General features: G+C 72.8%; 13 protein-coding genes and 1 pseudogene. 10 read left to right on the top strand and 4 right to left on the bottom strand.

What is annotated here, in order from left to right:
* Nucleotides 1–36 precede the first annotated feature (36 nt).
* From NLX94_RS07650 to NLX94_RS07640, 3 genes are all read left to right on the top strand, one after another.
* Nucleotides 37–951 (top strand): fumarylacetoacetate hydrolase family protein, encoded by a 915-nt coding sequence (locus tag NLX94_RS07650; RefSeq protein WP_254381818.1) that lies wholly within the window; start codon nucleotides 37–39, stop codon nucleotides 949–951.
* Nucleotides 952–1,088: 137 nt separating this feature from the next.
* On the top strand, nucleotides 1,089–1,832 hold the full coding sequence (locus NLX94_RS07645) for an Asp/Glu racemase (protein WP_254381893.1): 744 nt from the start codon (nucleotides 1,089–1,091) through the stop codon (nucleotides 1,830–1,832).
* Nucleotides 1,833–1,894: 62 nt separating this feature from the next.
* Entirely contained in the window at nucleotides 1,895–2,734 is an 840-nt protein-coding gene (locus NLX94_RS07640) for a PaaX family transcriptional regulator C-terminal domain-containing protein (protein ID WP_254381817.1), read from the top strand.
* A gap of 51 nt (nucleotides 2,735–2,785) precedes the next feature.
* Here NLX94_RS07640 and NLX94_RS07635 read toward each other — a convergent pair whose 3' ends face one another.
* The gene (locus NLX94_RS07635) at nucleotides 2,786–3,778 is read right to left on the bottom strand and encodes a LacI family DNA-binding transcriptional regulator (RefSeq protein WP_254381816.1); all 993 of its coding nucleotides are present in this window, start codon (nucleotides 3,776–3,778) and stop codon (nucleotides 2,786–2,788) included.
* Nucleotides 3,779–4,193: 415 nt separating this feature from the next.
* Between NLX94_RS07635 and NLX94_RS07630 the strand changes: the two are divergent.
* The 6 genes and pseudogenes from NLX94_RS07630 to NLX94_RS39585 all read left to right on the top strand — a co-directional run bounded on the left by NLX94_RS07630 (nucleotide 4,194) and on the right by NLX94_RS39585 (nucleotide 11,755).
* Nucleotides 4,194–5,908: pseudogene (locus NLX94_RS07630) on the top strand (discoidin domain-containing protein).
* 77 nt (nucleotides 5,909–5,985) lie between these two features.
* Nucleotides 5,986–7,350 carry a DUF1996 domain-containing protein gene (locus tag NLX94_RS07625; protein ID WP_254381815.1) on the top strand — a complete coding sequence of 455 codons (1,365 nt, stop codon included), beginning with the start codon at nucleotides 5,986–5,988 and terminating at the stop codon, nucleotides 7,348–7,350.
* Nucleotides 7,326–7,892 carry a DUF305 domain-containing protein gene (locus NLX94_RS07620; protein ID WP_254381814.1) on the top strand — a complete coding sequence of 189 codons (567 nt, stop codon included), beginning with the start codon at nucleotides 7,326–7,328 and terminating at the stop codon, nucleotides 7,890–7,892. The genes NLX94_RS07625 and NLX94_RS07620 overlap by 25 nt, the downstream gene beginning before the upstream one ends.
* A 79-nt stretch (nucleotides 7,893–7,971) precedes the next feature.
* Nucleotides 7,972–9,357 carry a GH1 family beta-glucosidase gene (locus NLX94_RS07615; RefSeq protein WP_254381813.1) on the top strand — a complete coding sequence of 462 codons (1,386 nt, stop codon included), beginning with the start codon at nucleotides 7,972–7,974 and terminating at the stop codon, nucleotides 9,355–9,357.
* Complete coding sequence (locus NLX94_RS07610; RefSeq protein ID WP_254381812.1) at nucleotides 9,354–10,601, top strand: MFS transporter; 1,248 nt, start codon at nucleotides 9,354–9,356, stop codon at nucleotides 10,599–10,601. Before NLX94_RS07615 ends, NLX94_RS07610 begins: the two co-directional genes overlap by 4 nt.
* A gap of 110 nt (nucleotides 10,602–10,711) precedes the next feature.
* Nucleotides 10,712–11,755, top strand: a complete 1,044-nt coding sequence (locus NLX94_RS39585; RefSeq protein WP_374683914.1) for a VanW family protein — start codon at nucleotides 10,712–10,714, stop codon at nucleotides 11,753–11,755.
* Here NLX94_RS39585 and NLX94_RS07600 read toward each other — a convergent pair.
* Genes NLX94_RS07600 through NLX94_RS07590 form a run of 3 tightly spaced genes read right to left on the bottom strand, consistent with a single transcriptional unit; the run spans nucleotide 11,745 to nucleotide 13,380 of the window.
* A complete protein-coding gene (locus NLX94_RS07600; RefSeq protein WP_254381811.1) occupies nucleotides 11,745–12,716 on the bottom strand; it encodes an NAD(P)-dependent alcohol dehydrogenase in 972 nt (323 codons plus the stop codon). The two genes, NLX94_RS39585 and NLX94_RS07600, sit on opposite strands and share 11 nt — an antisense overlap.
* Nucleotides 12,713–12,952 carry a helix-turn-helix transcriptional regulator gene (locus NLX94_RS07595; RefSeq protein ID WP_374683921.1) on the bottom strand — a complete coding sequence of 80 codons (240 nt, stop codon included), beginning with the start codon at nucleotides 12,950–12,952 and terminating at the stop codon, nucleotides 12,713–12,715. The genes NLX94_RS07600 and NLX94_RS07595 overlap by 4 nt, the downstream gene beginning before the upstream one ends.
* Complete coding sequence (locus tag NLX94_RS07590; protein WP_254381809.1) at nucleotides 12,949–13,380, bottom strand: hypothetical protein; 432 nt, start codon at nucleotides 13,378–13,380, stop codon at nucleotides 12,949–12,951. The genes NLX94_RS07595 and NLX94_RS07590 overlap by 4 nt, the downstream gene beginning before the upstream one ends.
* Before the next feature lie 170 nt (nucleotides 13,381–13,550).
* On the opposite strand from NLX94_RS07590, the gene NLX94_RS07585 reads away from it, so the two are divergent.
* A complete protein-coding gene (locus NLX94_RS07585; RefSeq protein ID WP_254381808.1) occupies nucleotides 13,551–14,237 on the top strand; it encodes a hypothetical protein in 687 nt (228 codons plus the stop codon).
* The last annotated feature ends 58 nt before the right edge of the window (nucleotides 14,238–14,295 follow it).

Genomic DNA, 14,295 nt, shown 5'->3' with positions numbered 1-14,295 from the left:
TCTCTTCTCCCCTACCAATCCCCCTAGGAGCCACCGATGCGACTGGTGACCTACACGACCGCGCCGATGACCGGCACCGCAGACCGCCTGGGCGCCCAGGCCGACGGCCTGGTGTACGACCTCGCGGCCCTCGCCCGGCACGCCGGCGTCGAACTCCCCGCCGACCTGCTCTCCTTCGTCCGGGCCGGCGCCCCCGCCCGTGAGACGGCCGCCCGCCTGCTGGCCGGCGGTCCCGCGGACCGGTCCGCCGGGGCCGTCCACCGGCTGGAGGACGTCACCCTGCGGGCCCCGCTGCGCCCCGGCAAGATCATCGGGGTCGGGCTGAACTACGTGGAGCACGTGGCGGAGTCCAGCCGGAGCCTGGACACCGACAAGGACCTGCCCCCGCGTCCGGTGCTGTTCAGCAAGCCCGCCACCGCCGTCACCGGCCCCGGGTCGCCGATCCTGCACAACGCCGACCTGACGGCGCAGCTGGACTGGGAGTGCGAGCTCGCCGTGGTCATCGGCCGGACCGCGTTCCGGGTGACCGAGGAGGAGGCGTACGGGCACGTCTTCGGCTACAGCATCGTCAACGACATCAGCGCCCGCGACCAGCGCCGCTCGGGCCAGTGGTTCTTCTCCAAGGGGCAGGACTCCTACGCCCCCTTCGGCCCGGCCGTGGTCACCGCGGACGAGGTCCCCGACCCGATGGACCTCGACCTGGAACTGCGGGTGAACGGGGTCACGAAGCAGAAGTCCAACACCCGCCACATGCTGTTCCCCATCGCCCGGCTCATCGCCGACATCAGCTCGGGCGTGACCCTGGAGCCCGGTGACGTCATCGCGACCGGCTCCCCTTCCGGTGTCGGGGCCGGGATGGTCCCGCCCGAGTTCCTCGTGCCGGGCGACACCGTCGAGGCCACCGTCGAGATCATCGGAACCCTCGCCAATCCCGTCGTCGACGCCCGCTGACCCGGGCCGCCGCACACCCCCGGCACCCCGCCACATCGACATCCCGCCACCCCGACCCCCCGCCACAGAACCGAGGAGCACCCGTGCCGCCCCGTACCCACCGCATCGGCCAGATCGTCCCGAGTTCCAACGTCACCATGGAGACCGAGGTGCCCGCGATCCTGCGCGCCCGTATGGAGATCGCGCCCGAGGACCGCTTCACCTTCCACTCCAGCCGGATGCGCATGACGCACGTGACGCCGGAGCAGCTCAAGGCCATGGACGCCGATTCCGACCGCTGCGCCGTGGAGCTCTCGGACGCGCGGGTCGACGTGCTCGGCTACGCCTGTCTGGTCGCCATCATGAGCATGGGCCTCGGCTACCACCGCGCCTCCGAGGAGCGCCTGCACGCGCGCACCGTGGAGAACGGGGCCCCCGCCCCCGTGGTCACCAGCGCCGGCGCCCTCGTCCACGGGCTGCACACCATGGGCGCCCGGAAGGTGGCCCTGCTGGCCCCGTACATGCGCCCGCTGACGCAGACCGTCGTCGACTACCTGACCCACGAGGGCATCGAGGTGATCGACCACCGGGCCCTGGAGATCCCGAACAACCTCGACGTGGCCGCCCACGACCCCGCCAGACTCCCGGGTCTGGCCCGCGCCCTCGACTACTCCGACGCGGACGCGGTCGTCCTGTCGGCCTGCGTGCAGATGCCCTCGCTCGGCGCCATCGAGGAGGCCGAGCAGCTGCTCGGCAAGCCGGTGGTCTCTGCCGCCGTCTGCACCGCCCACCAGATGCTGCGCGCCCTCGGCCTGCCGGCCGTCGCCCCCGGCGCCGGCCACCTCCTCTCCGGCGCGTACGCGGAGGCTCCCCTGCCCCCGGGGACGCGGACCGCGGGGTGACCGGAGGCGGCCCGGCCGCCGCCCCTCGATAGGATCACCACCCACACCACGGGAAGGTGATCATGCCGGACAGCCCCCTCAGGCCCAGCTCGCTGATCAGTACGGTCTACGGGGCCTTCGTGCGCGGGAGCGGCGGCTGGATCTCCGTCGCCGACCTGATCACGCTGATGTCGGAGCTCGGCGTGGAGAGCCAGGCGGTGCGCTCGGCCATCTCCCGGCTGAAGAAGAAGGGCGTGCTTGAACCGGAGCGCCGCACCGCCACCGGCTACCGGCTCAGCCCGGCCGTGCACCCCGTCTTCGACGCCGGCGACCGGCGCATCTTCGCCAGCCTCGAACCGGCGGACCTCGCGGACGGCTGGGCCATGGCGGTGTTCTCCGTACCGGAGTCCGAGCGCTCCCACCGCTACCAGCTGCGCACCAGGCTGACCTGGCTCGGCTTCGGCAACATCGCCCCCGGCGTGTGGCTGGCGCCGGGCCGGCTCCTGGAGGACGCGCGGGACATGCTGGTCCGGCTCGGCCTCAGCGAGTACGTCCACCTGTTCGCCGCCGCCGACTACGCCGCCTTCAGCGACCTGCCGGAGGCGGTGAGCTCCTGGTGGGACTTCCCCGCGATCCAGGCCCAGTACGCCACCTTCACCGGGTCGTACGCGCCGGTCGCCGCCCGGCTCGCCGGGCAGGACGGCATCGACGCCGCCGAGGCCTTCCGCCATTACGTGCCGATGCTCACCGAATGGCGCCGGCTGCCCTACCTCGACCCGGGCCTGCCCGCCGAGCTGCTCCCCGCCGACTGGAACGCGGTGGGCGCCCGGCAGGTCTTCCAGCAGCTGCACGAGGTCCTGGCGGGGCCGGGCCTGCGGCACGTACAGGACGTGACGGGGTTCTCCGGGGGGCGCGCCTCCTGAGCGGGTGAGGGAGCGCTCCCTGATTCCCCCGCTGCCCCGCTGCCCGCTCCCTCAGGACGATTCGCGGACCACGAGGGAGTTCGGCATGACCACCCGCTCGCGCGAGCCCCCCTCGATCAGGCCCAGGAGCAGCCGCACGGTGGCCGTGGCCTGGTCGGCCATGGGGCTGCGTACGGAGGTGAGGGCCGGCACGGTGTAGGCGGCGGCCTCGATGTCGTCGAAGCCGACGACGGCCACGTCCTCGGGGACCCGGCGGCCCGCCTGCCGCAGGGTGCGCAGGGCGCCGATCGCCATCAGGTCGTTGGCCGCGAACACCGCGTCCAGCTCCGGGTCGTCCTCCAGCAGCTGCCGCATGGCCTCGGCTCCGGAGGCCCGGGTGAAATCGCCCAGCGCCACGATGGACCGGCGGCCGGTGTCGCGCAGGGCATCGCGGTAGCCGTCGAGGCGCTCGCGCGACTCGAAGAGGTCCAGCGGTCCGGTGATGGTGGCGATCCGGCGCCGGCCCCGCTCCAGGAGGTGGCGTACGGCGAGCGCTGCCCCGGCCGCGTTGTCCAGTTCCACGTACGGCACGTCCGGGGCGCAGGTGCGGTTGAAGGAGGCGACCGGCAGGCCGGTCCTGGCCAGGGCGGCGGGCAGCGGGTCCGTGCCGTGCAGGGCGACGAGCATGACGCCGTCCACGTGCCCGCCGGCCACGTACTGCTCGACCCGGGCGCGGCTCCGGTCGGATTCGGCGAGCATCAGCACGACCTGCTTGCCGGCGGCTTCCAGTTCCCTGCTGACGGCGCGGACCACGGTGGAGAAGAGGGGGTCGTCGGAGACCACGCCCTGGGGCGGGTCGGCGACGACCACGGCCACCGCGTGGGTCCGGCGGGTGACCAGGTTGCGGGCGGCGGCGTTGGGGACGTAGCCCAGTTCGCGCACGGCCCGCAGGACGACCTCTCGGATCTCGGGTGCGACCGTGGTCTCCCCGTTGACGACGCGCGAGACGCTCGACCGGGACACGCCCGCGCGGGCGGCGACCACTTCCAGCGTGGGTCTTCTCATTGCGGCCCGTTCCGTTGGGCGGTGCTGCCGCCGGGTCCGGGCCGGACGGCCCGCGGGGAGCGTTCTCCGGTGATGGTGGACCCGGGCCTGATCGACTGTCAACAGGCCCTGATTTTTTTGTGGTTGAGGTGGCACTGAGGAGCCGTCACCGACTGCGGCGGCTTCTCCCTGGTCACCCCGGTCCGGCGGGTGGTGCGCAGATCTTGGGAGAGCGCTCCACAGGTGGACGAACCGGTGTCGGAGGCGTTTCCACCAGGTGACGGGAGCCCTTGACAGCCCTGGGGGGCCACCCCATCCTCACCCCTCAGGGAGCGCTCTCTGGCTTCCGGAACCGCCAAGTCCCCACATCTGTAACGACTTTCCGCCCCTCCCCGCCCCTCCCCGCCCCTCTCCTCCCACGCCCTCTGGAGCCGCCGTGCCCCCGTCGCTGCGCCGCCTCGGCTTACTCTTCGCCGTCGCGTTCACCCTCCTCACCTTCAGCACCCTCCCCGCCTCCCCCGCCCGCGCCGCCGAAACCCTGCTGTCGCAGGGCAGATCCGTCACCGTCTCCGCCAGCGAGCCCGGCTACAGCCCCGCGAGCGCCGTCGACGGGAACGCCGGCACCCGCTGGTCCAGCGCCTTCACGGACCCGCAGTGGATCCAGGTGGACCTGGGGTCCGCGGCCACGCTCTCCCGGGTCTCCCTCGTCTGGGAGGCCGCCTACGCCAAGGCCTTCCAGATCCAGGTCTCGGACGACGCCGCGCACTGGACCACCGTCTACGGGACGACCGCCGGCGCCGGCGGCACCCAGGACCTGACCGTCTCCGGGACCGGCCGCTACGTCCGGATGTACGGGACCCAGCGCGCCACCGGATACGGCTACTCCCTCTGGGAGTTCCAGGTCTACGGAACCCCCGGCACCGGTGGCGGCGGTGACGCGCTCCTCTCATACGGCAGGACGGGCGCGGCCTCCTCCTCGCAGGCCGACGGCCAGTGCTGGGAGTGCGTGCCCGCCAGGGCCTTCGACCGCGATCCCGCCTCCCGCTGGGCGACCAGCCCCACCACCGGCTGGACGGACCCGGGCTGGATCTCGGTGGACCTCGGGGCGCCCGCGCAGATCAGCAAGGTGGTCCTCCAGTGGGACCCGGCCTACGCGAAGTCCTTCCAGATCCAGGTCTCCGCGGACGGGAACACCTGGACCCCGGTCTACTCCACGACGGCGGGCACGGGCCTCAAGCAGACCCTGACCGTCTCGGGCTCCGGGCGGTACGTGCGGATGTACGGCACCGAGCGCGCGACCCCGTACGGATACTCCCTGTGGGAGTTCCAGGTGTACGGCACCGGCGGCGCGCCGGTGACTCCGCCGCCGCTCCCGCCGGACCCCGCGAACCCGCCGAGGCTGGTGTGGAGCGACGAGTTCGACGGCCCCGCGGCCGGCAAGCCGGACCCGGCCAAGTGGCGGGCGGACCCGGGCACCGGGCAGAACGCCGAGCTGCAGTACTACACCGACCACCAGAACGCCGCGACGGACGGTGCGGGCACCTCGTCATGGAGGCCCGCAAGGAGGCCACGCCCGGGAAGGGCTGCCCGCCCGACCCGCTGACCGGCAGCACCACCTGCCAGTACACCTCGGCGCGGATGAACACCGGGGCCACGTTCCAGTTCACGTACGGGCGGGTCGAGGCCCGGATCAAGGTGCCCAAGGGCAACGGGCTGTGGCCGGCGTTCTGGATGATGGGCGGCGACTTCCTGACCGGGCGGCCGTGGCCGTACAACGGCGAGATCGACATCATGGAGGTCCTCGGCAAGGACGTGAAGACCTCGTACTCCACCGTCCACGCGCCCGCCTACAACGGCGGCGGCGGGATCGGCGGCCCGTACAAGCTGCCCGGGGACGCGGACTTCTCCGACGACTACCACGTCTGGGCCGCCGACTGGAACAGCAAGGGCATCGTCTACAGCCTGGACGGCCGCACCGTCTTCACCCTCGACAAGGAGCAGGTGGAGCGCACCCGCGGCCCGTGGGTCTTCGACCACCCCCACTACATGATCCTCAACCTCGCGGTGGGCGGCGACTGGCCCGGTCCCACGGACCCGACCACGCCCTTCCCCGCCCGGATGCTCGTCGACTACGTGCGCATCTACCAGTGACCCGTCGGGGCTGCCCGGCCCCCGGGCAGCCCCTGCCCTTCCCCCCCTCCCCCCCCTCAGCCCTGTGAGGAATCCCCATGAGAAGACCCCGAATACCCCGGGCCCTGCTCGCGTGCGGGCTGGCGACCGTGCTGGCCGCCAGTCTGAGCGCCACGATCGCCAGCACGCCCGCCGGAGCCGCCACCGTCCTGGTCCAGGCCGAGGCCCACGCCGCCCAGAACGGCGTCGTGTTCGAAGCGACCGCCGACGCGGACGGCGGTCAGAACGCCGCGTACCTCGCCGACGGCGACTGGCTGCGCTTCGACAACGTCGACCTCGGCGCCGCCGGCCCCCTCACGGTCTCGGCCCGCGTGGCCTCCGCCGTCGGCGGCCCCGGCGCCGTGGAACTGCACACCGGATCGGCCGACGGACCCCTGCTCGCGCGGATCGAGATCCCGGTGACCGGCGGCTGGCAGAGCTGGGTCACGCGCACTGCCGACGTGACCTCCCACCCCACCGGCCCGCAGACCGTGTTCGCGGTGATGCGCAACAGCGCGCCGGGGGACTTCGTCAACATCAACTGGTTCTCCTTCGGCACCGGTTCCGCCCCCGGATGGATCCCCGTCGATCAGGCGAAGTGGGGGGCGCAGTTGGCCCAGTTCCGGGCGATGACCCCCGCTCCGGTGCCCGCGAACACGGTGCGCGTTCCCGAGTTCAACGCCACCTGCGTCTACAGCCACTCCAAGCCCGACGACCCGATCGTGGCTCCCGGCCTGCCCGGGGCGTCCCACATGCACAGCTTCTTCGGCAACCGCAGCACGGACGCGTTCACGACGACCGAGTCCCTGCTCTCCCACACCGCCACCAGCTGCTCGCCCGCCAAGGACCTCTCCAGTTACTGGATCCCGACCCTGTACGAGCACGGCAAGGCGATCGAACCCGAAGGGATGATCGTCTACTACGGGTCCCGGCTGCCCGACCCCACGGCGACGGTGCCCTTCCCCCAGGGCTTCCGGGTGATCGCGGGCAACTCCAAGTCCCAGGTGCCCACTCCGGCCGGCTCGGCCAACCAGTTCTGGTGCGCGGGCGAGGGCGGTGAGATCGGTCGCAGCGCCGACGGGAACTGGCCGGTGTGCGCCCCGACCGCCAAGCTGGTGTACCAGCTGGTCTTCCCGGACTGCTGGGACGGCAAGCACCTCGACAGCCCCGACCACAAGTCGCACGTCTCCTACAACACCGTCGACGGCAAGTGCTCCGGCGCCTACCCCGTCGCCATCCCCTCCGTCTCCTTCGTGATCGGCTACCCCACCAGCGGCAGCCCCGACGGCCTTTCGCTGTCGTCGGGCATGGCCTCCTCCATCCACGGCGACTTCTTCAACGCCTGGGACAACGCCGCGCTCGGCCAGCGCGTCAAGGACTGCGTCGTGCAGAGCGCCAAGTGCAATTCCGCCGGTACGTTCTGACCCGGCGGCCGGCGTGGGCCCTGCTCGCGGTGCTCCTGGTCTCCGGCTGCGGTGCGCAGCCGGAGACCGGGACGCCGCGGGCGGCGGCCTTCACGCCCACCGACATCGCCTGGATCCAGCTCATGATCCCCATGGACGAGCGGGCCCGGCTGCTGACGGACCTGGCACCGGGACGGGCCGTCGATCCGGAACTGGCCCGGCTGGCGCGGCGGGCGGCGGACCGGCAGGAGGCCGAACTGGCCCGGCTGCGCGAGCTCCTGGAACTGTCCGGGGCCCCCGACACCCGCCCGCACGAGGGGCACGACATGCCGGGCATGGTCGGCGCCGACACCCTGCGCAGGGCCGGGGCCCTGTCGGGGGAGGAATTCGACCGCGTCTTCGCCGCCGCCCTGCGCGCCCATCTCGCGCAGTCCGTGCTGCTCTGCGCGGGTGAACGCGGAGCGGGCGGGGCCGGGGAGGCGCGGGAGCTCGCCGGGGAGCTGGAGAGGGCCGGTGCAGAGCAGCTCGCGCTGCTGGACGCGGCGCACCCCGGCAAAAGTTGAGAATTGTTCACTTTCCATTGACAGGGCGGGTCCGGGGACCCGAAAGTGCCGTGAACGTCCCCGACTTAAGCGAGTCCGCATGACAGCGCCCGTACCGCCCGTGTCACCCCTGCCCCGGTTCCCGGCCGGGTTCCGCTGGGGCGTCTCCGCCTCCGCCTTCCAGATCGAGGGCTCCCCGACCGCCGACGGCCGGGGACCCTCCTCCTGGGACGCCTTCACCCGGGAGGCGGGGCGGGTCAAGGACGGCTCGCACGCGGAGGTGGCCACCGACCACTACCGCCGCTACCGCGAGGACGTGGCCCTGATGGGCGGACTGGGCGTGGACGCCTACCGGTTCTCCGTCTCCTGGTCCCGGGTCCTGCCCGACGGGCACGGGGCCGTCAACCAGGCGGGGCTGGACTTCTACGACCGGCTCGTCGACGAGCTGTGCGCCGCGGGGATCGATCCGGTGCCCACCCTCTTCCACTGGGACACCCCGCTCGCCCTGGAGGAGCGGGGCGGCTGGCTGGAGCGCGACACCGCCGAGCGGTTCGCGGTCTACGCCTCCGTGGTCGCGGAGCGGCTCGCCGACCGCGTGCCCATGTGGATCACCATCAACGAGCCCGCCGAGGTCACCCTCCTGGGCTACGGCCTCGGCGAGCACGCCCCGGGCAAGCAGCTCGTCTTCGACGCCCTGCCCGCCGCCCACCACCAGCTCCTGGCCCACGGGCTCGGCGTACAGGCCCTGCGCGCGGCCGGCGCCCGCCACATCGGCATCGCCGCCTCGCACAGCCCCGTGTGGGCCGCCGGGGACGGCGAGGAGGACCGGGCGGCGGCCGCGCTGTACGACACCCTCACCAACCGCCTCTTCGCCGACCCGATCCTGACCGGCGCCTACCCCGACGGCCTGGAGGCCCTGCTGCCCGGCCCGGTGGCCGAGGACCTGAAGGCGATCTCGGCGCCGCTGGACTGGTACGGGGTCAACTACTACAACCCGATGCTGGTCGGCGCCCCCGCACCGGCGGGCGGCTCCGCCTTCGGCGGCATCGAGATCCCCTCCGGCCTGCCCTTCGGCATCCGGGAGATCGAGGGGTACGAGCGCACCGACTTCGACTGGCCGGTGGTCCCGGACGGGCTGCGCGAACTGCTCGGCACCCTGCGCGAGCGCTACGGCGACCGGCTGCCGCCGCTGTACATCACCGAGAACGGCTGCTCGTACGGCGACGGACCGGACCCGGGCACGGGCCGGATCGAGGACGCGCGCCGGATCGCCTACCACGAGGGCCACGTGCGCGCCCTGCACGAGGCGATCGCCGAAGGGGCCGACGTCCGGGGCTACTTCATCTGGTCGATCCTGGACAACTTCGAGTGGGCGGAGGGCTACCGGCAGCGGTTCGGCCTGGTCCACGTGGACTACGAGACCCTGGCCCGGACCCCCAAGGAGTCGTACGCCTGGTACCGCGACCTGATCAAGAGCGGCAGATGACCGCCGGGCCGCAGGCCGCGGCGGCGGAGGAGGGCACCACGCCGCCCGGCGGCCGGTGGGTGGGCGCGCTGTCCCTCGCCAACCTCGGGGTGTGGGTCGGCTGGTTCGGCCCGCTCCAGCTGCTGCTGGCCCGCCAGGCCGAGCAGCTCTCCCCGGACCACAAGGCGTCCACCCTCGCGCTGGTCACCGGGGTGGGGGCGGCCGTCTCGATGGTCGCCAATCCCGTCTTCGGAGCGCTGTCCGACCGGACGACGGCGCGGACGGGCCGCCGGATCCCCTGGGTGGTCGCCGGGGTGACGGGCGGGGCGGCCGGTCTGGCGGTCCTGGCCCTGGCGCAGAGCGTCCCGGCCGTGATCGCGGGCTGGTGCCTGGTCCAGCTGGCCCTGAACGCCGCCTTCGCCGCACTCACCGCGGCCGTGCCCGACCAGGTGCCGGTCCGCAGGCGCGGCCTGGTCGGCGGCTGGCTGGGCGTCTCCCAGGTCATCGGGATCCTGGTCGGCACGGCGCTGGCCACGATCGCGGGCGGGATCGCCGGCGGCTACCTGGCCTGCGCCGTCTTCACGGTGGTGGCAGCCGTGCCGTACGTCCTGATGCGGCGCGACTCGGTGCTCGCCGCATCAGACCGGCCGGCCTTCCACTGGCGGACCTTCCTCGGCGGCTTCTGGATCGACCCGCGCCGCCATCCCGACTTCGGCTGGGCCTTGCTGACCCGGTTCCTGATGAACCTGTCGTACTCGATCAGCACGATGTACCTGCTCTACTACCTCACCGACGCCGTGCGCTACGAGGGCGACGCGGACAACGGCGTGCTGATCCTGACCGCGCTGAACGCGGTCACCATGCTCGCCACGGTGGTGATCGGCGGCATCCGGTCGGACCGCAGCGGCCGCCGGAAGTCCTACGTCATCCGGTCGGGCCTGGTCATCGCCGCGGCCACGCTGCTGCTCGCCGTCTGGCAGACCTGGACCGGCGCGGTCGTCGCCTCGCTCATCCTGGGCCTCGGCTTCGGCGTGTACACGGCGGTGGACTTCGCCCTGCTCACGGACGTGCTGCCGACCGCGGAGGACCGGGGCAGGGACCTGGGGGTGATCAACATCGCCAACGCGCTGCCGCAGGTGCTGGCCCCGGTGATCGCGGCCCCGGTCGTCCTCCACCTCGGCGGGTACACGGCCCTGTACGCGCTGGCCGGAGCCCTGGCCCTGGCGGGATCGCTGCTGGTCCGGCGGATCCGCTCGGTCCCGTAGGGGTCCGGGGCGGGGTGGGCCCTCGCGTGAGACCCGGCACATTTCTCACCCTTTTGGTCCGTTTTGGACCAAACTTGTGTGGTTCGGATTCCGAAGCGACAGGGAGAGACATGCGACGCGCCCCGGGCCGTACCGCCACCACGCGGATCGCCCTGATATCGGCCGGTACGGCCGCCGTGCTCGGCTTCGGCGGCGTCTTCGCCGGCGCCGCGGCCGCCGCGACCGGGCCCGCCCCGGACCGGACGGCCGAGCCCTCGGCCACCGCCGGAGCCACCGCCGGGGCGGCCGCCGGAGCGCCGGTCAAGGCGCCCGCCGGGCAGCAGGTCCTCTCCACCTTCACCGTCGCCTATCCCGCCGCGCCCTACCGCACCCACAACATCGCGCGCGCCGTGGAACTGATCAACGGGGCCGTCGTCGGGCAGGGCGACATCTGGAGCTTCAACCGGGCGGTGGGCGAGCGGACCGTGGAGAACGGCTTCGTCGACGGCATCATGATCAACGACGGCCGCTACGTGAAATCCCCCGGCGGCGGGGTCTCCGCGGTCGCGACGACCATGTACAACGCGATGTTCTTCGCGGGGCTGAAGCCGGTGGAGCACGGGGCGCACTCCTTCTACATCGAGCGCTACCCGGAGGGCCGCGAGGCCACCGTCGCCTGGGGCACCCTCGACCTGCGCTGGCAGAACGACTCGGGGCACCCCGTGACCGTCCGGGCCTCCTCCACCTCCACCTCGGTGACCGTCACCCTGCTCGGCACGAAGCAGTACGACGAGATCCGCGCGACCAAGGGCCCGCGCACGAACGTCACCCCGCCGGTGAAGCGCACCGTCGCCGGCCCCACCTGCGAGGCGCAGACCCCGCTGGAGGGGTTCGACGTCTCCGTCGACCGCGTCTTCGTACGGGCCGGCCACGAGGTCGGCCGCGAGACGTTCCGTACGCACTACACCCCGCGCGACGAGATCGTCTGCGTCCCGGAATCCCCCACGGCCACGCCGGGCACGACCCCCTCGGGCTCCCCCGGGGCCCCGTCGGCCTCCCCCGCGACCCCCTCGACCTCCCCCGGGGCCCCGTCGGCCTCCCCCGGGGCTCCATCGGCCTCCCCCGCGACCCCGTCGGGCTCCCCCGCGACCCCGGCGGCTCCCCCTAGGGCCTGATCAGGATCTTTCCGCGCGCTTCGCCCCGGTGGAGCCGGTCGATGGCCTCCGGGGCCTCCGCGAGCGGGCAGGTGAGGTGGACGGCCGGCGACAGGGTGCCGTCCTCGGCGTGCCCCCGCAGGACCTCCAGGTCGGCCTGGCGTTCGGCGGAGATGAACCCCTTGAGGCCGTGGCGCACGAAGGGGTTCAGCAGGGCAGCCCACAGGACCCGGCCCATGCCGCCCAGCCAGGGGCCGCCGCCCTCGCCGCCGACGATCACGAGCGTGCCGCGCGGGGTGAGGGCGCGCCGCAGGTGGGACAGGGTGCGGTTGCCCGCGGTGTCGAGGATGAGGTCGTAGCGGCGGACGCCGTCCGCGAACTCCTCGAGGGTGTAGTCGATGACCTCGTCCGCGCCGAGCCCGCGCACCAGCTCCGTCTTGGTGGTGCTGCACACTCCGGTGACGTGCGCCCCGTACGCCTTGGCCAGCTGGACCGCGAAGGTGCCGACCCCGCCCGCGGCGCCGATGACCAGGACCCGCTGCCCGGGCCGTACGCGCCCCGCGTCGCGCAGTGCCTGGAGGGCGGTGAGCCCGGAGATCGGGAGGGCCGCCGCCGTCTCCAGGGGCATTCCGGCGGGCGCCGGCGCCAGCTTGTCCTGGCGGGCGGTCGCGTACTGCGCGAAGGATCCCTCGCAGATGCCGAACACCTCGTCCCCCACCCGGAAGGCGCTCACCCCTTCGCCGACGGCCTCGACCCGCCCGGAGACCTCCCGGCCGCGTACGGGCACGCCGGGTGCGCGCAGCCCGTAGCCGAGGAGCCGCAGCAGGTAGGGCTTGCCGCTCATGAGGTGCCAGACCCCGGCGTCCAGGCCGGCGGCCCGGACGGCTATGAGCACCTCTCCGGCGCCCGGCCGGGGCGTTTCGACGTCCCTGAGCTCCAGCACCTCGCTGGAGCCGTACCTGTCCTGCACGATCGCCTTCACGGTCCCGCCCCTTCGTCGTCCGTAACGTCGGCGTACTGGAAAACCTCTTCGAGCGGCACCGCGAAGACGCGGGCGATCCTGAACGCCGTCTCCAGCGAGGGCGAGTAACGGCCCTTCTCGATGGCGATCACGGTCTGGCGGGTCACGCCGATGCGTTCCGCCAGCTCCGCCTGGGTCATCTCCCCGCCCTCGAAGCGCAGGATCCTGATCCGGTTCGTGATGCCGGTCGGCTTCACCACGACTGGAATCCCGTGCGGTAGGCGGCGAGCTTGACCAGCGAACCGAGCACCGCCGAGAGGACGAAGCCCAGGTAGAGGGCGTTCGAGATCCAGAAGCGGTCCGCCCCGGCCATGGACAGGATCAGCGCGGTCACGGCGCCGATGGCGAGGAAGGACTGCCCGGCGTGCTCGCCGAGGCGGCCGATCTCCTTGTCCCGCTGGTCCTTGACCTCGGCCTCTCCGGGTGCGGACGCCGCGGCCGCGATGCCGAGGAGGATCGCGGCGGCGATGGCGCCGCCGACGGTCCAGAGCAGCGGCGCGACGTACGGGACCTCCACGAGGGGGACCCCGTCGCCGGACCGGCCCAGGACGAGGGCCAGGTAGACCGCGTACCCGATGACCGCGACCACCCCCATGATCCATGCGCGCTTCTCCTCGAAGGCCATGGCCGCACCTGCTCCCGTGTAAAAGAACTTTGACACCACGAAGGTAAAAGGATCCATACCTCGTGTCAATAATTTCTTACACAGGAATCCCGGTGGGCGGCCCGGCCCCCACGTCACCCGGGCGCGCGGCCCCGCTGGCACCACGGCCGTACCGCGGGCTTGCTGGACGCATGAGACCAGAAGCACCGGAGACGGCCCCGAGGCCGAGCCTGAGCACCCCCAGGGCGGCGGGGCTCGCGGGGATCCTCTTCGCCGTCCTCATGGCGGCGGCGATCGTGCTGGCCCGGATCGGCCTGCCCGAGGGGGGCGGCGCGTCCGAGGTCGAGGTCACCCCGGGCCAGCGGGACGCGGTGACCACGGCGCTGGAGCTCGTGCCCTTCGCGGGCATCGCCTTCCTGTGGTTCATGGGCGCGCTGCGGGAGCACTCCGGCGAGGCCGAGGACCGGTTCGTCGCCACCGTCTTCCTGGGCAGCGGGCTGGTCTTCGTCGCCAGCCTCTTCGGCGCCGCGGCGGCCGCGGGAACGGTGCTGGGCTCCGATCAGCCCCAGGAGTTCGGCCGCCACTTCGCCTACGACCTGCTGACCACGTACGGGATGCGGATGGCCGCCGTGTTCGTGTTCGCGACCTCCACGATCGGCCGCCGGCTCGGGGCCTTCCCGCGCCCGCTGGCCATGGCCGGGTACCTCGCCGGCCTGGTGCTGCTGGTGGCGGGCTCCTCCCTGCCCTGGTCCGAGCTGGTCTTCCCGGCCTGGGCCCTGGTCGTGAGCCTGTACATCCTGAACTCGGGCCGGGTCCGTGGCCGGCCCCGGACCGCCCCCTCGGGGGCGGCCGCACACCACTCCGATGGCGGTACCTGACGCGCCCCTTAGCACCCCCGCGCGCAGGCTGGTGCGGGAAGCCCAGGGGGGCACCGAA

The organism is Streptomyces sp. TBY4 (genome assembly GCF_024213195.1).
GTDB lineage: Bacteria > Actinomycetota > Actinomycetes > Streptomycetales > Streptomycetaceae > Streptomyces.
This window is presented reverse-complemented; position numbering and strand designations above follow the sequence as displayed.